The organism is Streptomyces sp. V3I8 (assembly GCF_030817535.1).
Taxonomy (GTDB): Bacteria; Actinomycetota; Actinomycetes; order Streptomycetales; family Streptomycetaceae; genus Streptomyces.
Window position 1 is genome coordinate 144,552 of sequence record NZ_JAUSZL010000003.1, and the last position, 13,400, is coordinate 157,951.

Genomic DNA, 13,400 nt, shown 5'->3' on the forward strand with positions numbered 1-13,400 from the left:
ATGCTGGACCGACCCGAGACGGAGGCAGTGATGGACAAGCTGGTCTGGAGGCGTGACCGCGCCGGAGACGCGCTGTGGAGCGGTGAGACGTTCCTGGGGTGCATCTACGACCGTGACGGGCTGGCCAGCCGCGCCCGCAACCACGGCTGGCGGGTGCTGAAGGGCGAGGACATGATCGTTGTCGGTGACGTGCTGCCGACGCTGGAGCGGCCCGATGCCCGGCTCGGCGCCCGCGCGCTCCTGGAGGCCGAGATCGGCTTCTTCGCCCCTCTGCCGACGGCCGAGGAACTGCTGAGGATGTAAGGCGTGCGCGCAGAAGGCCCCGTGACGGACTGTCACGGGGCCTTCTGCATATGGGGAGGTGGGCACCGTAGCGCATCGGGGGGCAGGCACTGAGTGTCAGTTTTTTGCATGTACTGGTTCTGTCCGATACCGGGTGTAGAGTGATCGAACGCAGCCACCGCCAAGGCTGTTTTCACCCGCCAAACGCTTCCTTCTCCACCCGCCAGGAGACCCCTTCATGCCTTCAATCGCTACTGAGCGTGTCGTGCGCCAGACGATCGACGACACCTACACCCTCCCGCTGGCCCTCGCGGCCGAGCTGCTGGGGTGCGAGGAGAAGGACATGCGGCGGCTGGTGAAGCGCTCGAAGCACAACGCCGAGTCCGGCGTCTCGTGGCCGCTGCGGTTCAACGGCTCGGGCGTCACCCTGCTTTCACTGCTCGCGTACCGCACGGCCTGCCGCAGCAAGACGGCGACCGCCCTCTCCGCCTGAGACGAAAGGGGGCGCCGCCATGCCCCATCCCGACATGCTCGCCGTCCGTTCCGCGCTGGAGTTGACCGACCGGCAGTCCCACCGGATGGTCGTCTTCGCGGCCCTGGACGACATCACCGGGTGCAAGCGCCCGCGCTCGCAGTGGGCCCACCCGACGCTGGCCCGCCAGCTCGGCATGGGCCCGCACTTCGTGAACCTCCTGCAGAACTACCTGCAGTACCGCACCGTGCGCGGCCTGGACCAGGGGCGCTCGCTGCGGCTGCACGGCGAGAACAAGGCGCGCCTGATGCGCGTCGAGGACGGCTATCCGCTGGATCTGCTGCGCATCGTCGCCAGCCGGTGCCGGGAGGCGCAGCTGGCCGAGCTGCTGGCCCTGGCGATGAAGCTGAAGGTCCGCGTCGAGGGCGAGGTCGTCGTCGACATCGAGAAGACCCTGGGCCGGGCCTGTGGGCTCGCCTGGGACGGCCTCACCGCCACCTACCAACGTCAGACCACCGCGACCAAAAGGGAGACCTACGGATCATGAACCTACTCACGGACAGCGCGATCGGTGTACGCATCACCTACCGGCCGACCGGTGCGTTCCTGCCGGTGGAGCGGGAGTTCCCCTGGGCCAATCCGGACGATGTGGTGTTCATCATCGCCGCGTTCAGCGCGCGCCAGCACCGCAGCCTGCGCACCCGCAGCGACGTCGTGGCGATGCTGAAGGAGGCCCGGGACAGCCAGATCGCGTGGCACGAGGACCGGATGCGCATGGCGCTGGTGCACAGCCTGGGCCGGTGGGCGAAGGTCGTGCCGTCCCGGCTCGTGGACCGGCTCGTCCAGGCGTCGATGAAGCAGTACTACGAGGCGACCGCGCACTGGGCGCTGGAGCTGGGCGAGCTGTACGAGCAGGTGAACGAGCTGAGCAGTCAGGTCGGCACGATGCGCCGGGCCCAGCGCCCGCAGTCGAAGCCGCCGACGTACGGGCCGCAGGTGCTGTGCGAGGCCCCCCTGTGCACCAGGCAGATCCCGCTGGCCAGACCGCTGGTGCTCCCCGAGGGGTGGACGGCCGACGAGCGGAACGTCCCGCGCTGCCCGGAGCACTCGGCCGCTGACGTCATGACGTCGAAGGTGGGTGCGTGATGCGAAGAGCACCGCGCTTTCTGGCCGGGCTCGCCCTGGCCGCGCTGGCCTTCTGGGGCTCGCACCTGCTGAACGCCCCGGTGGAGATGTCGGTGTTCCTTGCCGCGATCGTCGCGATAGGGGTCTGGTTCCGTGGGTTCGAATTGATCATGGAGGGGATCGGGGCGCTCCTGCTCTGGGTTCTCACCGGCTCCTGGAGCTGAGCCTGTCCGTGGGCCGGTGAGCGGCACCAGGAGGTGGAGAAGGGAGCCACCGCCATGCTGCTCGCCGACTGGCAGATCAAGGACCGTATCGCCTCGGGAGATTTGAAAATCTCCCCGTTCGACCCTGCCCGGGTGCAGCCTGCCAGCGTGGACCTGCTGCTCGATCACTACCTGCGGGTTCCGCGCACGCCGGGCGTCGAGATCGATGTGAAGGCCGTCTTGGCCGGGCACACCACGATGGCGGAGATCGACGAGGACGGCTGGCTGATGAAGCCGGGCGACTTCGTTCTGGCCAGCACGATGGAGCGCGTCGTCCTGCCGCCGGACCTCGCGGCCCGGGTCGAGGGCAAGTCTTCCCTGGGCCGGTTGGGTCTCGCCATCCACGTGACGGCCGGGTTCATCGACCCGGGGTTCGCAGGGCAGATCACGCTGGAGATCGCGAACTTCTCACCATGGCCGATCCGGCTGCGACAGCAGATGCCGGTCGCCCAGCTGTGCCTGATTCCGATGTCGGCCGCGCCGCAGCGGCCGTACGGGAGGGCAGGCAACCACTACCAGGACCAGTACGGTCCCGTGGAGTCACGCTACGAATTGCGCTGATCCCGGGGCTTTTGGCGGTGGTTGTCGGTACCTCCCGGCAGACTGACCACCGCCGAGAGCTAGGGAGAGCACGATGGCGAAGCGCAAGAGCGGACTGGTTCCGTGGCCGGAGGACGTCTGGTACACCGAGGGCAAGGCCCGGCTGGCGGGGCTGGTGCACGACGTCGGGGCCCGGCTGGCCGAGATGAAGCGCACGGACAGGGTCCAGGCGGTGCGGGAGTTCGACCCCCGCGAGGTCGACCCGACCTCCAGCGCCTGGTGGGCCTACGAGGCGAGCTGGTGCACCAACGATGGCGGACGCATCACCGCGCGCCTGGACCTGACTCCCGACCCCCACGAGGCCGAGCACCTGGGCGCGACGGCGCAGACCGTCGCGGACAACCGCACCATCGAGCTGGGAATCTCCTGGTCGTTGGTGGCCAAGGCCGACGGGCCGTGGCAGTCGGCGTGGGCGAACCCGGTCCTGGTGTTCCTCAACCCCCTCACCATCACACACTGGAACATGGACTCGATCGTCGGATCGGCATCGCTGCACGCGATGACCAGCATCGGCACCGACGCCAGCGCGGACTCCGTCGGCAGGCTCCTGGATGAGCTGGCGAAATCCACCTTCTACACCACGGTCATCACCCACGACCGGCGCGAGTTGGGCAGCAAGCCGCACCCGCCGCTGTGCGGCATCCTGCCCAACGACATGGGCGGCAAGGTCGTGGAGCTGCGCGCCTACGGCGACCAAGATCAGATGTTCAACGAGATCCTGGCCCGGCACCGGGTGTCGCTGAGGATGGGCGGCGCGGTGATCCTGCCGCACTCGCCGCGCAAGGACGGCTGGCCCGCGTCCAGATGTTCCATCGCGCTGCCGGGCGCGGAGTTCGAGGCGCTGCTGCACGCGACCGCGTGGCGGCTGTTCGAGTACGCGGAGCTTCCGGCGCACTACCACGAGCGGGCTCAGCTCGCGGCGGACCGGCTGCGCGCCCAGTGGGGGCTGCCGGAGGTCGAGATGCCGGTTGCGTACCTGCAGGCGCAGCTGGAGGAGGCCCTGGAGGACGTCGAGGGCCTGACGAGCAGTCTGGCCGACGCCACGCGAAGCCTGGAGGAGCAGGAGGAACAGGTCAAGGCCGCCCAGGCCGTCGCCGAGCAGTCCAGGGCCGAGGTCCTGGAGATGATGCAGGCCTATCGCGACCACCCGCTGCAGCAGCGGGCCGACGAGGCCAGCGCTCAGGCGGAGGAGGCGTTCTCCGGGCAGGAGGCGGCCGAGTCGGCGATGGAGGACCTGACGGCCGAGGTCGCGTGGCTGCGGCGCAGGCTCGCGCAGGCGGGCGCTTCCTACGCCGAGGAGGCGCCGCCGAGGCCGTCTGCTCCGGGGTCCTGGGCGGACATGTTCGCGCTCGTCGCCGACCTGTTCTCCTTCGTGCGGATCGGTGACGTGCGGGAGCCTCTGGCCAAGCTGATTGCGCACCGGCACGAGGCGAGCTGGCGGCGGCGCACCTGGGAGGTGCTGGAGGCTCTGGAGGCGTACGCGGGAGCCAAGGCCGAGCACGGGCGCGAGCTGCTGCCGCACTTCACCGCCTACCTGAACTGGCCGCAGGCCCCGGCGCTGGTGCCGCTGAGCTTCTACGCCGCGAAGGAGACGACGGTCTTCACCCGCGACTCGAAGTACCGCGACATGCGGGTGTTCGAGGTGCCCCAGCTGGGGCCGGTGTTCATGGGAGAGCACTTCCGCATCGGCGGGAGCCGTCCGCCCGCGCCGCGTATGCACGTCTACGACGACACGGGCGGGAAGACCGGCATGATCCACATCGGCTACATCGGACCGCACCTGCCCAACGGCATCAGCGTCTGATTCCTCTTCGCTTGATTTATCGTGCGGCGATAACTACTCTCAAGAGAACGTTATCGCCGCACGATAAGGACCCCTCGTGAAGTCTGCGACTGCATCCGTTCTTTACAACCAGGTCATGGCTGGCCTGATGCTGTCCACCAGCGTTTTCATGCTTGTCACTGCGTTCATCGACCCCACGGTCCTGATCAAAAAGGACACGGCCCGCATCGGCGTCGAGGGCGGACGCGAGGTAGTGGTGGCGCTGCATGATCCGAGCCTCGCTGACCTACTGGTCAGCGCCATCCCTGAGATCCTCAACGCGCTGGTCTTTTTCACACTCGCCCTGCTGTTTTTCCTGCAGGGCCGAGGGAGCAACCTCCTGGTTAAGCCGAAGAGCAGGAATCAGGCTGTGCGTCGAGTGGGCATCGTCTCGGGGCTCACCTTCTCGACCATGATGGCCTATCTTGCCTCGCCGACCCTCCAGTACCTGTACTTCGGAGAATCCCTCGGAGGGCGGGTCAGCGGGAGCTTTTCCCTCTCAGGCTTCCAGGTCATTCAGCTCGCCGTCATCGCCATGTGGTCCATCAGCGACACGCGCGTACAGAAGGACCGGGCCGACAAGCTCGACGCCCAGATGAAGGACGTGGTCTGAGATGACTCCGGCGTCCGAGGACCACCAGATCCACGTCACCCTGGACAAGGTCATGGAGAAGCGGGACATCACCCTCACCGACCTCGCGGAGAAGGTCGGCATCACCAATGCCAACCTCTCCCGCCTCAAGACCGGCAAGGTAATGGCCGTGAAGTTCTCCACCCTCACCGCGCTGTGCGCTGCTCTCGACTGCCAGCCGGGCGACATCCTCTCCTACGTGCCCGCCAACGCCGAGGCCCCCGTCTCCGACTGACCCTTTCCTGGTTGCTGTCCGACCCCTCCTTTCCCCCTCCCAAGGGGCGAAGGGAGGGGTTTTTCGCATGCATGACGCCGTACAGACCGATCGAGCGGACCTGTGGGCCGAGGACGAGCCCGTCCGCGAGCCGATGCGCCCACAGTCGGCCAGCACGCGACGCAACCCCTCCCGCGATGACAAACGGATACGCCGCCGGATGCGCCGGTCGGGCGCGCAGGAGGAGAACGAGATGCCCATCCCTGACCGCTCCGAGCTGATGCAGCGGATCGCGACCGCCCAGAGCCTGGCCGAACAGATGGTCCTGGTCCGGCAGCTGGACGAGCTGGACCGGACCCTGCAGCGCCAGGCGGCGCTGGAGCGTGAGGTCGACCTGTCCCAGACGTCGATCGACGCGGCGATGACTCCGGTCATGTCGCGGACCTCGTACGGCACCACCGAGAGCGACTGGCTCACCGAGGTGCCGGACGCGCCGCTGGACCAGTCGAAGCTGGTCGCGCAGGCGGCGCACTGGTACGGCCAGGTGCCGGGCTTCGTGCTGTCCGACGAGGTCGAGTTCGCCGAGCAGGCGCGCGGCATGGCCCGCAAGCTGGCTTCCGGTCTCGGCGGGCAGGCTCCGGCGGCCGAGCAGATCTTCGTCTCCTACGCCGCGTTCCTGCGCGCGCAGGCGGCGTCCGGCCTGGACCAGGTCCAGCAGACCACCGCGCCCGACGGCGTCACCCAGAAGGCGACCCCGCTCAACCCCGACGTCTTCGACAACTTCGCGCCGCCGGTGGCCGACATCAACACGGCCGTCTCCGGCACGGAGGACTCCAACCAGGCCCCGGCCATCCAGATGGCGGTCGGCGGCGGCGGCAACTCCAGCCCCGAGGTGCCCGGCGGGCACTCCGAGACCGGCGAGCAGACCGGCCCGGCTCCCGAGCCGTCCCTGGGCGGTGGCGGCGGCGGTGCGGCCGAGCAGCCGGGCGGGCACTCGGAGACCGACGTCGTCGGCGACAGCATCGCCGAGCCGCCTCCGGCCGCGCCCCCGGGCCAGGGTCCGGCGGCCGGGTCCGGCGGTGCGCAGCCCTACGGCGCCGGTGGCGACAACGAGCCGCGCAAGCAGGCGGCCAGCGGGCTGCCGATGATCCAGCAGACCATCGACCCGCACGACTCGCCGTCCTCGCAGCCCCTGCCGACCACCGTGGCGTTCCCCTGGACGCTCGACGAGGGCGGCGAGGCCGACGGCATGACCGGCGAGGCCGACTACGACCAGGGCGGCCAGGTGTCCTCGGGGCACCAGTCGCACGCCAGCCTGCAGACGCAGGCCGACCAGTGGACCCAGCCGCACCAGTTCGCGCAGCCGAACATCGCCAACTCCCCGGCGACCACTCCTCCGCGTACCCCGGCCGATGCGGGCTCGGGTGCGGCCGACGCGCGCAACCCGGAGGCGCAGCCCTCCTACGGGGACGCGCACGCGGCCAGCTCGTACACCGACTCCTTCAACTCCGGCTCCCCGGCGGCCCCGGCGCAGAACGTGCCGGTGTCCATCGGCGGCGACAACGGGCAGGCGCAGCAGCACCCCCGGTTCGCCTCCCGCAAGGTCGCCTCGAAGGAGGAGATGCAGCACCCCGACTTCCAGCGCGGCTACAAGTACGCGACGAAGTGGGTCGAGGGCACCCCCGTGGTGCGGCCGGGCACGGCCGAGCTGGAGGCCGGAATCTACGCCGGGCTCACCGACAACCCCGTCCACCGGAGTGCCTGGCTGGCCGCTCACGCGCGCCTGGCGGAGGCCGAGCCGACGCTGACCGGCCGCATCGCCCGGCACCGCGAGTTCACGCACAAGGTCGCCTCCGCGCAGGCTCTGCCGACGGACGGCACCTACCTGCAGGTGCAGGCGATCACCGGCGTCGACCCCGACACCACGGGCCCGGCGACCTCGCCGTCGCCCTCCGGCGACACCCCGCTCAACGGCCCCGGCCGCACGCCGCCGCTGGACGGCCAGACGGGCGCGGCCGACCCGGCCGGTGCCGCCCCCTACAACGGCGCCCCGCCGTACGGCAGCCCGGTCGTCCCCCAGACGCAGTCGGTGCCGCGCGGCCAGCCCGTGCACATCCCCGACACCGGGATGGCCTCGGCCGCCCCTGCCGGTCGCGGACTGTCCCCCTCGACGGCCGCCTTCCGGCGCCGCGTCCAGGCGGGTCTCCTGAACGAGAAGAAGGGCTGACCGCTGATGGACTTCACTGCAGACCTGATGTGGGACGGGGCATCCCGCGACCACGAGGCGGAGACGCTCGAACTCGCGCGTACGGCGGCCCTGAACGACGCGGACAAGCTGGTGGGCCCGCTGGTCTTCCAGGCCGCCAACGATGTCGACCTCGGCCACCGCCTGGCGCTGGCCGAGCCGCACCTGAACGCCATCTCCTCCTTCCGGGGGTACCCGGTGGCCGACCTGGAGGAGGACCTGAAGCGGCGCTGGGCGCTGCTGGCCGAGTCCCGGGCCGGGCAGGCCAAGCAGGCGGCCGTGACCCGGCAGGTGACGGCCGCGCAGGAGCAGTTCATGGACCAGGCCGTCTCGCGCCTGGCGGCGATGGCGGCCAAGGACAACCCGCTGGTGCCGATGCGGGAGTGCCTGCGTCTGGCGACCGAGGCCGTGCAGAAGCACGCCGACGCGTTCCCGCTGGCGTACGAGTCGTGGGGCGGCACCGCCGACGGCCCGATCACCGACCGGGCCAAGCACTGGAAGCCCCCGGGCATGAAGGGCGCCGGTGGCGGCGCGGGGGCCGTCGACCCGGGCGCCAACGGCGGCGCGTCCACGTTCGACAACGTCCACCAGCGCCTGGACGACATGGAGAACCGCCTGGGCGGCGGGTCTCCGTCCGGGCCGTCCGGGCCGGTCTCGCCGACGGCGTCCCTGGACGCGATGGCGGCCGGGTTCATGGACCGGGTCAAGAACTGGTGGTCCGGCAACGGCAGCCAGCCCCACACCCCGGCGCCGTCGGCCACCCCGGCCCCGGCTCCGGCCGCAGGGGGGCGGGCGCCGCTGATCGCGCCGAGCAACAACGCGGCCTCCGACCACGTGGACGACGCTGTCACGCGCCACCACGACGAGCAGGGGCGCCGCGAGTTCGACAACATCATGCGGCGCCTGGACGGCGACCAGGCCGAGATGAACCACAAGTGGGACACCCCCCGCGCGGACCGCTTCGAGAGCCCGGCGGACACCGAGCAGCGCACGCAGCACCTGCAGAACGCCCACGACCGCCGTACGACCGACATGGAGGGGCGCGTGGACCGCCTGAGCGACTCGCTGACGCCGTCCGCTCCGAGCACGCCTGCGGGCGGGTTCTCCCACACCGACCGCTCCCAGGTCACCAACGTGCCGCTGCACAACGCCGGGCCCGCCAGCTTCTCCCACCCCGACACCGGCTCCGGCGCCGGTGTGGGCCAGCAGCAGCTGCCGACCGACCCGGCGCCGTCCTTCTCCCACTCGCAGTCGCACACCTCTCCCCGGCCGCAGGATCACGCGTTCGGCGGTCACTTCCAGTACGGAGCGTGAGATGGACCCGAACCTGGTCTGGGGCGGCATCCTGGGTACCGCGTTCGCCTACGAGATGTACGGCGTCTTCAACAGGGTCGACGGCGACACCCTGAGCGAGCGCACCCGCGAGTGGTTCCGGACCAAGTCCACCCCGGGGAAGGTCATCTTCACCCTGGGGTGGCTGGGCCTGAGCGCCTGGTTCATTCCGCACATCGTCTTCGGCGGAAGCTGATAACTTCTGATCGTTCGTTGACTCGGACACAGCGACCCGCCGCCCCCAACCCGGTGCGTCGCTGGCATGCGCCCCTTCCGCCGTTGTCAGGGAGGGGCGCTGTGCTGTCCGCCCCCAGGCGCCGGGCTGTAGGGGGTGGAGGTGAGGACCATGTCTACGCTGCCCCAGGTCCTGGCGCACCAGTCTGGCGATGGGATCACCATCGCGCACTGCCCGTTCTGCGGCTCTGGACAGGTCATCGGCCGGTCTGACGGAAACACCGAGTGCTCGTTCTGCAACCAGTCCTTCCTGGTCCGGGTGCAGCCGATGTTCTCCGCGTTCCCGCAGTCGATCGACGGCATGCCCGTCGACATCCCCGGCATGCCTCCGGTCACTCCTCCCGGGATGCCGCCTGGCGGCGACCCGATGGCGGCTGGAGCCCCTCCGGGAGCCGAGGGTGAAGAGGGCGCCGGTGCGCCGCCGTTCGGCGGTGACAGCGACTCAAGCGACTCCGGGTCCGAGGACGGCCCGCCCAGCGGCTCCGACGACTCCGGGGACGACTCCGGCGGCGGTCCGCCGTTCGGGAAGAAGGAGTCCCTGCGCACGGCGGCCGGGCACCAGCTGTCCCGGTCCGCGTACGTCGACCACCTGGCCAGCCTGCTGCGGGTGAGCCCATGAGCGCCTCGGTGAAGGTCCTGGTCCAGCTCGGTCTGGACGGCAAGACGTACCAGCCCGGCGAGTGGGTCACGCTGCCCGACGAGCAGAAGTGGCGCGCGCAGGAGCTGGTGGCGTATGGCCTGGCCGAGGAGGCCCCGGCCAGGCCCGTGAAGGCCGCCCGGCGTCGGGCGGCGTCGGGCTAGAACCTCTGCCGGTAGGCCGAGGTCCAGTGCTCGATGAGTTCGTTGCCCAGGAGTTCGTCGTCGGTGATGGCGTCCCAGCCTCCCTGATGCTCCGCCTGCTTCGCCGCGTCCCCGAGGATCCCGGCCAGTCCGTCTGCGAGTTCAGGCTGGACGGGGCCGGTGATCCACTTCAGGATGAGAGCGAGGGCTGTGTCCAGCGCCTCGGGGTCCACGCGGGAGTCGTCGATGTCTTCTCCCAGGTGCAGGGCCTGGCTCAGGTCCACCGCTTCCCAGGAGCCGGGGCGGCCCGAGGTGAAGACGGCCGTGCTGCCGCCGTCGGCGGTCAGCATCTGCGCGGTGCGGTTCAGCGCCACCAGCAGTGTCGCCACGCCCTTCCTCCCGGCCTGGAAGAGCGCGAGGGCGAGCTGGTTGGAGTCCTCTGTGGACATCGGGCCCACGGGCCGTAGCGGGCCGCGTGCCGCGTCCAGCGCTTCGATGGTGGCGTACTCAGGAAGGTCCCGCCTCGGGTACGTCGCGTAGGCGCCGTTGAGGCCGTTGTTCAGCCAGCCCTCCCCCTCCCGGTCCGCGAACCGTCCACTGCGCTTGATTTCAGGCGTCGTCATGCCGCCGATCCTTCCACCTCCCTGGCCCTGTCCGTGGCCCTTTCACCAGCCCAAGGGGTGAGCCACCACAGGGAGGAACCCCCGAAATGCCCGAGGACAAGACTGAGGCCGCGCTGGCGCGGATGTCTCGCATGTTCCGCCGCTCCTCGCGCGGAGACAGCGAGACGCCCGAGATGCGGGAGATGCGCGCGAACCGCCGCATGTCCCGTACCGCGTCGGAGACCGGCCGGTCGAGCCCCTCGGTGAATTTCGCGACACAGCGCCCGCGCGACCCGCTTTTTTATTGGCGCCAGAATAACATGCCATTCCAATTTGATGACCCGCAGCAGATGGCGAAGATGAGGGCGTACTGCCGCCTCGTCTATGCCTCTCACCCGGTCGTCGGATCGTGCGTGGACATTTACTCGAAGTATCCGCTGCTCGGCATGAAAATGTCGTGCAAGGACGAGCGGCTCACTGACTTCTACACGCAGCATTTCCTCGAAGAAGACGGCCTGAATTACAACAAGTTCATGGTCGACATCGGCCGTGAGTACTGGACGGTCGGCGAGGCCTGGCCGCTGGGGACGTTCAACGAGCCGCTGGGCGTGTGGGACGACGAGGAGCTGCTGAACCCGGACGACGTCGAGGTCCAGCCCTCGCCGTTCCTGCGTGACCCCCGATTCCTGATCCGGCTGCCCGCCGAGATGCGTGAACTGATCCGCACCCGGCAGCCCGCCTGGGAATTCGAGAAGCTGATGCAGGCGTACCCGGAGCTGACGTACTACGCCGACGACAATCAGCTGATGCCGGTTTCGAATATCCTGCTGCGGCAGCTGAAATTCGAGGCGGACACGTTCAACAAGCGCGGCGTTCCGCTGCTTTATAGGGCGATGCGTTCGCTCATGCAGGAAGAAATGTTGAATGCGGCCGTCGATTCGGTGGCCGACCGGCTCTATACCCCGCTGATTCTCGCGAAGCTGGGCGCGTCCGCGAGCGACCTGGGCACCGACGTACCGTGGATCCCCACCCAGGACGACCTGGCCGACTTCGAGGAGGCCGTCGACCTCGCGCTGGCGGGCGACTTCCGCATCATCATGACCCACTTCGGTGTCGACATGGCGCCGGTGCTGGGCAAGGAGGACGTGCCCGACCTCACCCCGGACTTCGACCGGATCGAGGGGCGGATCCTGCAGACGTTCGGCCTCTCCAAGACGATGCTCGCCGGTGCCTCCTCCGGTGAGACGTACGCGGCCGACGCCCTCAACCGCGACCTGGTCACACAGATGTTGACGAATTATCAACAGCTGCTGCACAGGCACTACCGCCAGCGGGCGCTCGTCGTCGCCGAGGCCCAGGAGCACTTCGACTACGAGGAGCGGGCCGGGCGCCGGTACGTGAAGATGGAAGAGATCCTCGAAATCGACGAGGAGACCGGCGAAGAGCGCATCGTCGAGCAGCCCAAGCTCCTCATCCCCGAGCTGCAGTTCCGCACCATGAGCCTGCAGGACGAGGCCGCGCAGACCGAATTTTTCGAGGCGCTGCGGGAGGCCGGGGTGCCGATCTCGATGCGCACCCGGCTGCACAACGTCCAGATCGACTTCGAAGACGAGATCGAAAAATCCCGCGACGAGGCGGTCGACCTGGCGGTGGGTGAGCAGGAGACCCGCAAGGCGATCTACGTGGCGCTCAAGGACAAGGGCCTGCCGATTCCGCAGGACCTGCGCACCGACTTCGAGCCGCGCGCGCTGGACCAGAGCCAGGACCCCTCGCAGCTGCCGACGGCTCCGCTGCGGATCCCGCTGCTGGGCATGGACCCGGTCACCTCGCAGCCGACGATGGCGCCGACGATGCAGGACCTGCAGTCCACCCCGGCCGACGGCGGCGTCGTCGAGCCCGGCAGCGTGCCCGAGCCGGTGGACGCCGACCAGGGTGAGGGGTCGCGGCCGGACGAGTCGGACGAGATGCGCGGCGACATGCCCAAGCAGTCCTCGCTGTTGCCCTTCACGCCGATCGGTGACCTGACGGGCCTGCTCCAGAACGCCGAGCGGATGCGCACCCTGGCCAACCGGCACAAGCCGAAGGTCACGGTCGCCGCGAAGCCGCTGCCCGTGAAGGCGGAAGACGGCGAGGTCGAGGAGATCGAGCTGCCCGAGGCCGTGCAGCGCAAGGAGCCGATCGGCATGTACCAGGGCCCGCGCCACATCGGCATGCGCCGCCACGTGGAAATCAAGAAGGAGCAGCAGGCCTGATGACCTACACCCTGATCCCGGTCACCCGGACCTACCTGGACGGCTCCACTCCGCGTACCGGCACCGTGCGCCTGCAGCTGATCGGCCCCCTGTCCAACGACGGGGAGGTCGCCGACCGCAGGCCTCAGGTGGCCACCCTGGACTCGGCGGGCTCGATCTCGCTGACCGTGCGGGCCACAGACGACCCCGGCACGCTGCCCGAGGGCGGCGGCGCCTACGAGGTCACCGAGGTCCTCTCCGGGCTCGACGTCGACACGTACCTCATCCAGGTGCCCTTCGACGGCGGGCCCGTCGACCTGGCCACCGCGCCCCGGCTGGACGAGGACGAGGCCCCGGCCCCGGCCGTGTTCTTCCAGCCGGTGAACGAGCGCGGCCTGCCGGGCGGGTACGCGGGCCTGGACGGCTCCGGCCGCGTCTCCTACACCCAGCTCCCGGCCGACATCGGCTCCGGTGAGGGAGGGGGCGGGGGCGTCGAGATCAGCGGCGACAACACCGACATCCAGCCCCTGGGCACCCGGGCGGCCGGGGCCTCCGGCAAGGCGGCCG

General features: G+C 69.6%; 16 protein-coding genes and 1 pseudogene. 16 read left to right on the plus strand and 1 reads right to left on the minus strand.

Annotated elements, in window-relative coordinates; all coding sequences use genetic code 11:
- From QFZ75_RS39940 to QFZ75_RS40005, 14 genes are all read left to right on the plus strand, one after another.
- Complete coding sequence (locus QFZ75_RS39940) at window positions 1–303, plus strand: hypothetical protein (RefSeq protein WP_307545551.1); 303 nt, start codon at window positions 1–3, stop codon at window positions 301–303.
- Between the two features lie 217 nt (window positions 304–520).
- Entirely contained in the window at window positions 521–775 is a 255-nt protein-coding gene (locus QFZ75_RS39945) for a hypothetical protein (protein WP_307545553.1), read from the plus strand.
- A gap of 19 nt (window positions 776–794) precedes the next feature.
- Window positions 795–1,301: a hypothetical protein gene (locus QFZ75_RS39950; protein ID WP_307545554.1), complete on the plus strand. Its 507-nt coding sequence runs from the start codon at window positions 795–797 to the stop codon at window positions 1,299–1,301.
- Window positions 1,298–1,900, plus strand: a complete 603-nt coding sequence (locus QFZ75_RS39955) for a hypothetical protein (RefSeq protein ID WP_307545556.1) — start codon at window positions 1,298–1,300, stop codon at window positions 1,898–1,900. Before QFZ75_RS39950 ends, QFZ75_RS39955 begins: the two co-directional genes overlap by 4 nt.
- Window positions 1,900–2,103: a hypothetical protein gene (locus QFZ75_RS39960; protein ID WP_307545558.1), complete on the plus strand. Its 204-nt coding sequence runs from the start codon at window positions 1,900–1,902 to the stop codon at window positions 2,101–2,103. Before QFZ75_RS39955 ends, QFZ75_RS39960 begins: the two co-directional genes overlap by 1 nt.
- Window positions 2,104–2,157: 54 nt before the next feature.
- A complete protein-coding gene (dcd, locus tag QFZ75_RS39965) occupies window positions 2,158–2,703 on the plus strand; it encodes a dCTP deaminase (RefSeq protein ID WP_307545560.1) in 546 nt (181 codons plus the stop codon).
- Between the two features lie 73 nt (window positions 2,704–2,776).
- Window positions 2,777–4,546 (plus strand): hypothetical protein, encoded by a 1,770-nt coding sequence (locus QFZ75_RS39970; RefSeq protein WP_307545562.1) that lies wholly within the window; start codon window positions 2,777–2,779, stop codon window positions 4,544–4,546.
- A gap of 76 nt (window positions 4,547–4,622) precedes the next feature.
- On the plus strand, window positions 4,623–5,177 hold the full coding sequence (locus QFZ75_RS39975) for a hypothetical protein (RefSeq protein ID WP_307545564.1): 555 nt from the start codon (window positions 4,623–4,625) through the stop codon (window positions 5,175–5,177).
- A 1-nt stretch (window position 5,178) separates the two neighbouring features.
- Entirely contained in the window at window positions 5,179–5,430 is a 252-nt protein-coding gene (locus tag QFZ75_RS39980; protein ID WP_307545567.1) for a helix-turn-helix transcriptional regulator, read from the plus strand.
- A 232-nt stretch (window positions 5,431–5,662) separates the two neighbouring features.
- The gene (locus QFZ75_RS39985; protein ID WP_307545569.1) at window positions 5,663–7,636 is read left to right on the plus strand and encodes a hypothetical protein; all 1,974 of its coding nucleotides are present in this window, start codon (window positions 5,663–5,665) and stop codon (window positions 7,634–7,636) included.
- 6 nt (window positions 7,637–7,642) lie between these two features.
- A complete protein-coding gene (locus QFZ75_RS39990; protein WP_307545571.1) occupies window positions 7,643–8,968 on the plus strand; it encodes a hypothetical protein in 1,326 nt (441 codons plus the stop codon).
- A gap of 1 nt (window position 8,969) precedes the next feature.
- Window positions 8,970–9,182, plus strand: coding sequence for a hypothetical protein (locus tag QFZ75_RS39995; protein ID WP_307545573.1), 213 nt, complete (start codon window positions 8,970–8,972; stop codon window positions 9,180–9,182).
- Between the two features lie 150 nt (window positions 9,183–9,332).
- Entirely contained in the window at window positions 9,333–9,839 is a 507-nt protein-coding gene (locus QFZ75_RS40000; RefSeq protein WP_307545575.1) for a hypothetical protein, read from the plus strand.
- On the plus strand, window positions 9,836–10,021 hold the full coding sequence (locus QFZ75_RS40005; RefSeq protein WP_307545577.1) for a hypothetical protein: 186 nt from the start codon (window positions 9,836–9,838) through the stop codon (window positions 10,019–10,021). Before QFZ75_RS40000 ends, QFZ75_RS40005 begins: the two co-directional genes overlap by 4 nt.
- Here QFZ75_RS40005 and QFZ75_RS40010 read toward each other — a convergent pair.
- On the minus strand, window positions 10,018–10,623 hold the full coding sequence (locus QFZ75_RS40010; RefSeq protein ID WP_307545580.1) for a hypothetical protein: 606 nt from the start codon (window positions 10,621–10,623) through the stop codon (window positions 10,018–10,020). The genes QFZ75_RS40005 and QFZ75_RS40010 overlap by 4 nt on opposite strands.
- 86 nt (window positions 10,624–10,709) lie before the next feature.
- Here QFZ75_RS40010 and QFZ75_RS40015 point away from each other — a divergent pair, with 86 nt between their 5' ends.
- Window positions 10,710–12,854, plus strand: coding sequence for a hypothetical protein (locus tag QFZ75_RS40015; protein WP_307545582.1), 2,145 nt, complete (start codon window positions 10,710–10,712; stop codon window positions 12,852–12,854).
- Window positions 12,854–13,400: pseudogene (locus QFZ75_RS40020) on the plus strand (hypothetical protein); the annotation flags it as partial. The gene QFZ75_RS40015 and the pseudogene QFZ75_RS40020, both read left to right, overlap by 1 nt.

Excerpts from the sequence above, each read along its gene's own strand:
- QFZ75_RS39940 (WP_307545551.1), top strand. The coding sequence starts at position 1 with ATGCTGGACCGACCCGAGACGGAGGCAGTGATGGACAAGCTGGTCTGG.
- QFZ75_RS39945 (WP_307545553.1), top strand. The coding sequence starts at position 521 with ATGCCTTCAATCGCTACTGAGCGTGTCGTGCGCCAGACGATCGACGAC.
- QFZ75_RS39950 (WP_307545554.1), top strand. The coding sequence starts at position 795 with ATGCCCCATCCCGACATGCTCGCCGTCCGTTCCGCGCTGGAGTTGACC.
- QFZ75_RS39955 (WP_307545556.1), top strand. The coding sequence starts at position 1,298 with ATGAACCTACTCACGGACAGCGCGATCGGTGTACGCATCACCTACCGG.
- QFZ75_RS39960 (WP_307545558.1), top strand. The coding sequence starts at position 1,900 with ATGCGAAGAGCACCGCGCTTTCTGGCCGGGCTCGCCCTGGCCGCGCTG.
- dcd (WP_307545560.1), top strand. The coding sequence starts at position 2,158 with ATGCTGCTCGCCGACTGGCAGATCAAGGACCGTATCGCCTCGGGAGAT.
- QFZ75_RS39970 (WP_307545562.1), top strand. The coding sequence starts at position 2,777 with ATGGCGAAGCGCAAGAGCGGACTGGTTCCGTGGCCGGAGGACGTCTGG.
- QFZ75_RS39980 (WP_307545567.1), top strand. The coding sequence starts at position 5,179 with ATGACTCCGGCGTCCGAGGACCACCAGATCCACGTCACCCTGGACAAG.
- QFZ75_RS39985 (WP_307545569.1), top strand. The coding sequence starts at position 5,663 with ATGCCCATCCCTGACCGCTCCGAGCTGATGCAGCGGATCGCGACCGCC.
- QFZ75_RS39990 (WP_307545571.1), top strand. The coding sequence starts at position 7,643 with ATGGACTTCACTGCAGACCTGATGTGGGACGGGGCATCCCGCGACCAC.
- QFZ75_RS39995 (WP_307545573.1), top strand. The coding sequence starts at position 8,970 with ATGGACCCGAACCTGGTCTGGGGCGGCATCCTGGGTACCGCGTTCGCC.
- QFZ75_RS40000 (WP_307545575.1), top strand. The coding sequence starts at position 9,333 with ATGTCTACGCTGCCCCAGGTCCTGGCGCACCAGTCTGGCGATGGGATC.
- QFZ75_RS40005 (WP_307545577.1), top strand. The coding sequence starts at position 9,836 with ATGAGCGCCTCGGTGAAGGTCCTGGTCCAGCTCGGTCTGGACGGCAAG.
- QFZ75_RS40010 (WP_307545580.1), bottom strand. The coding sequence starts at position 10,623 with ATGACGACGCCTGAAATCAAGCGCAGTGGACGGTTCGCGGACCGGGAG.
- QFZ75_RS40015 (WP_307545582.1), top strand. The coding sequence starts at position 10,710 with ATGCCCGAGGACAAGACTGAGGCCGCGCTGGCGCGGATGTCTCGCATG.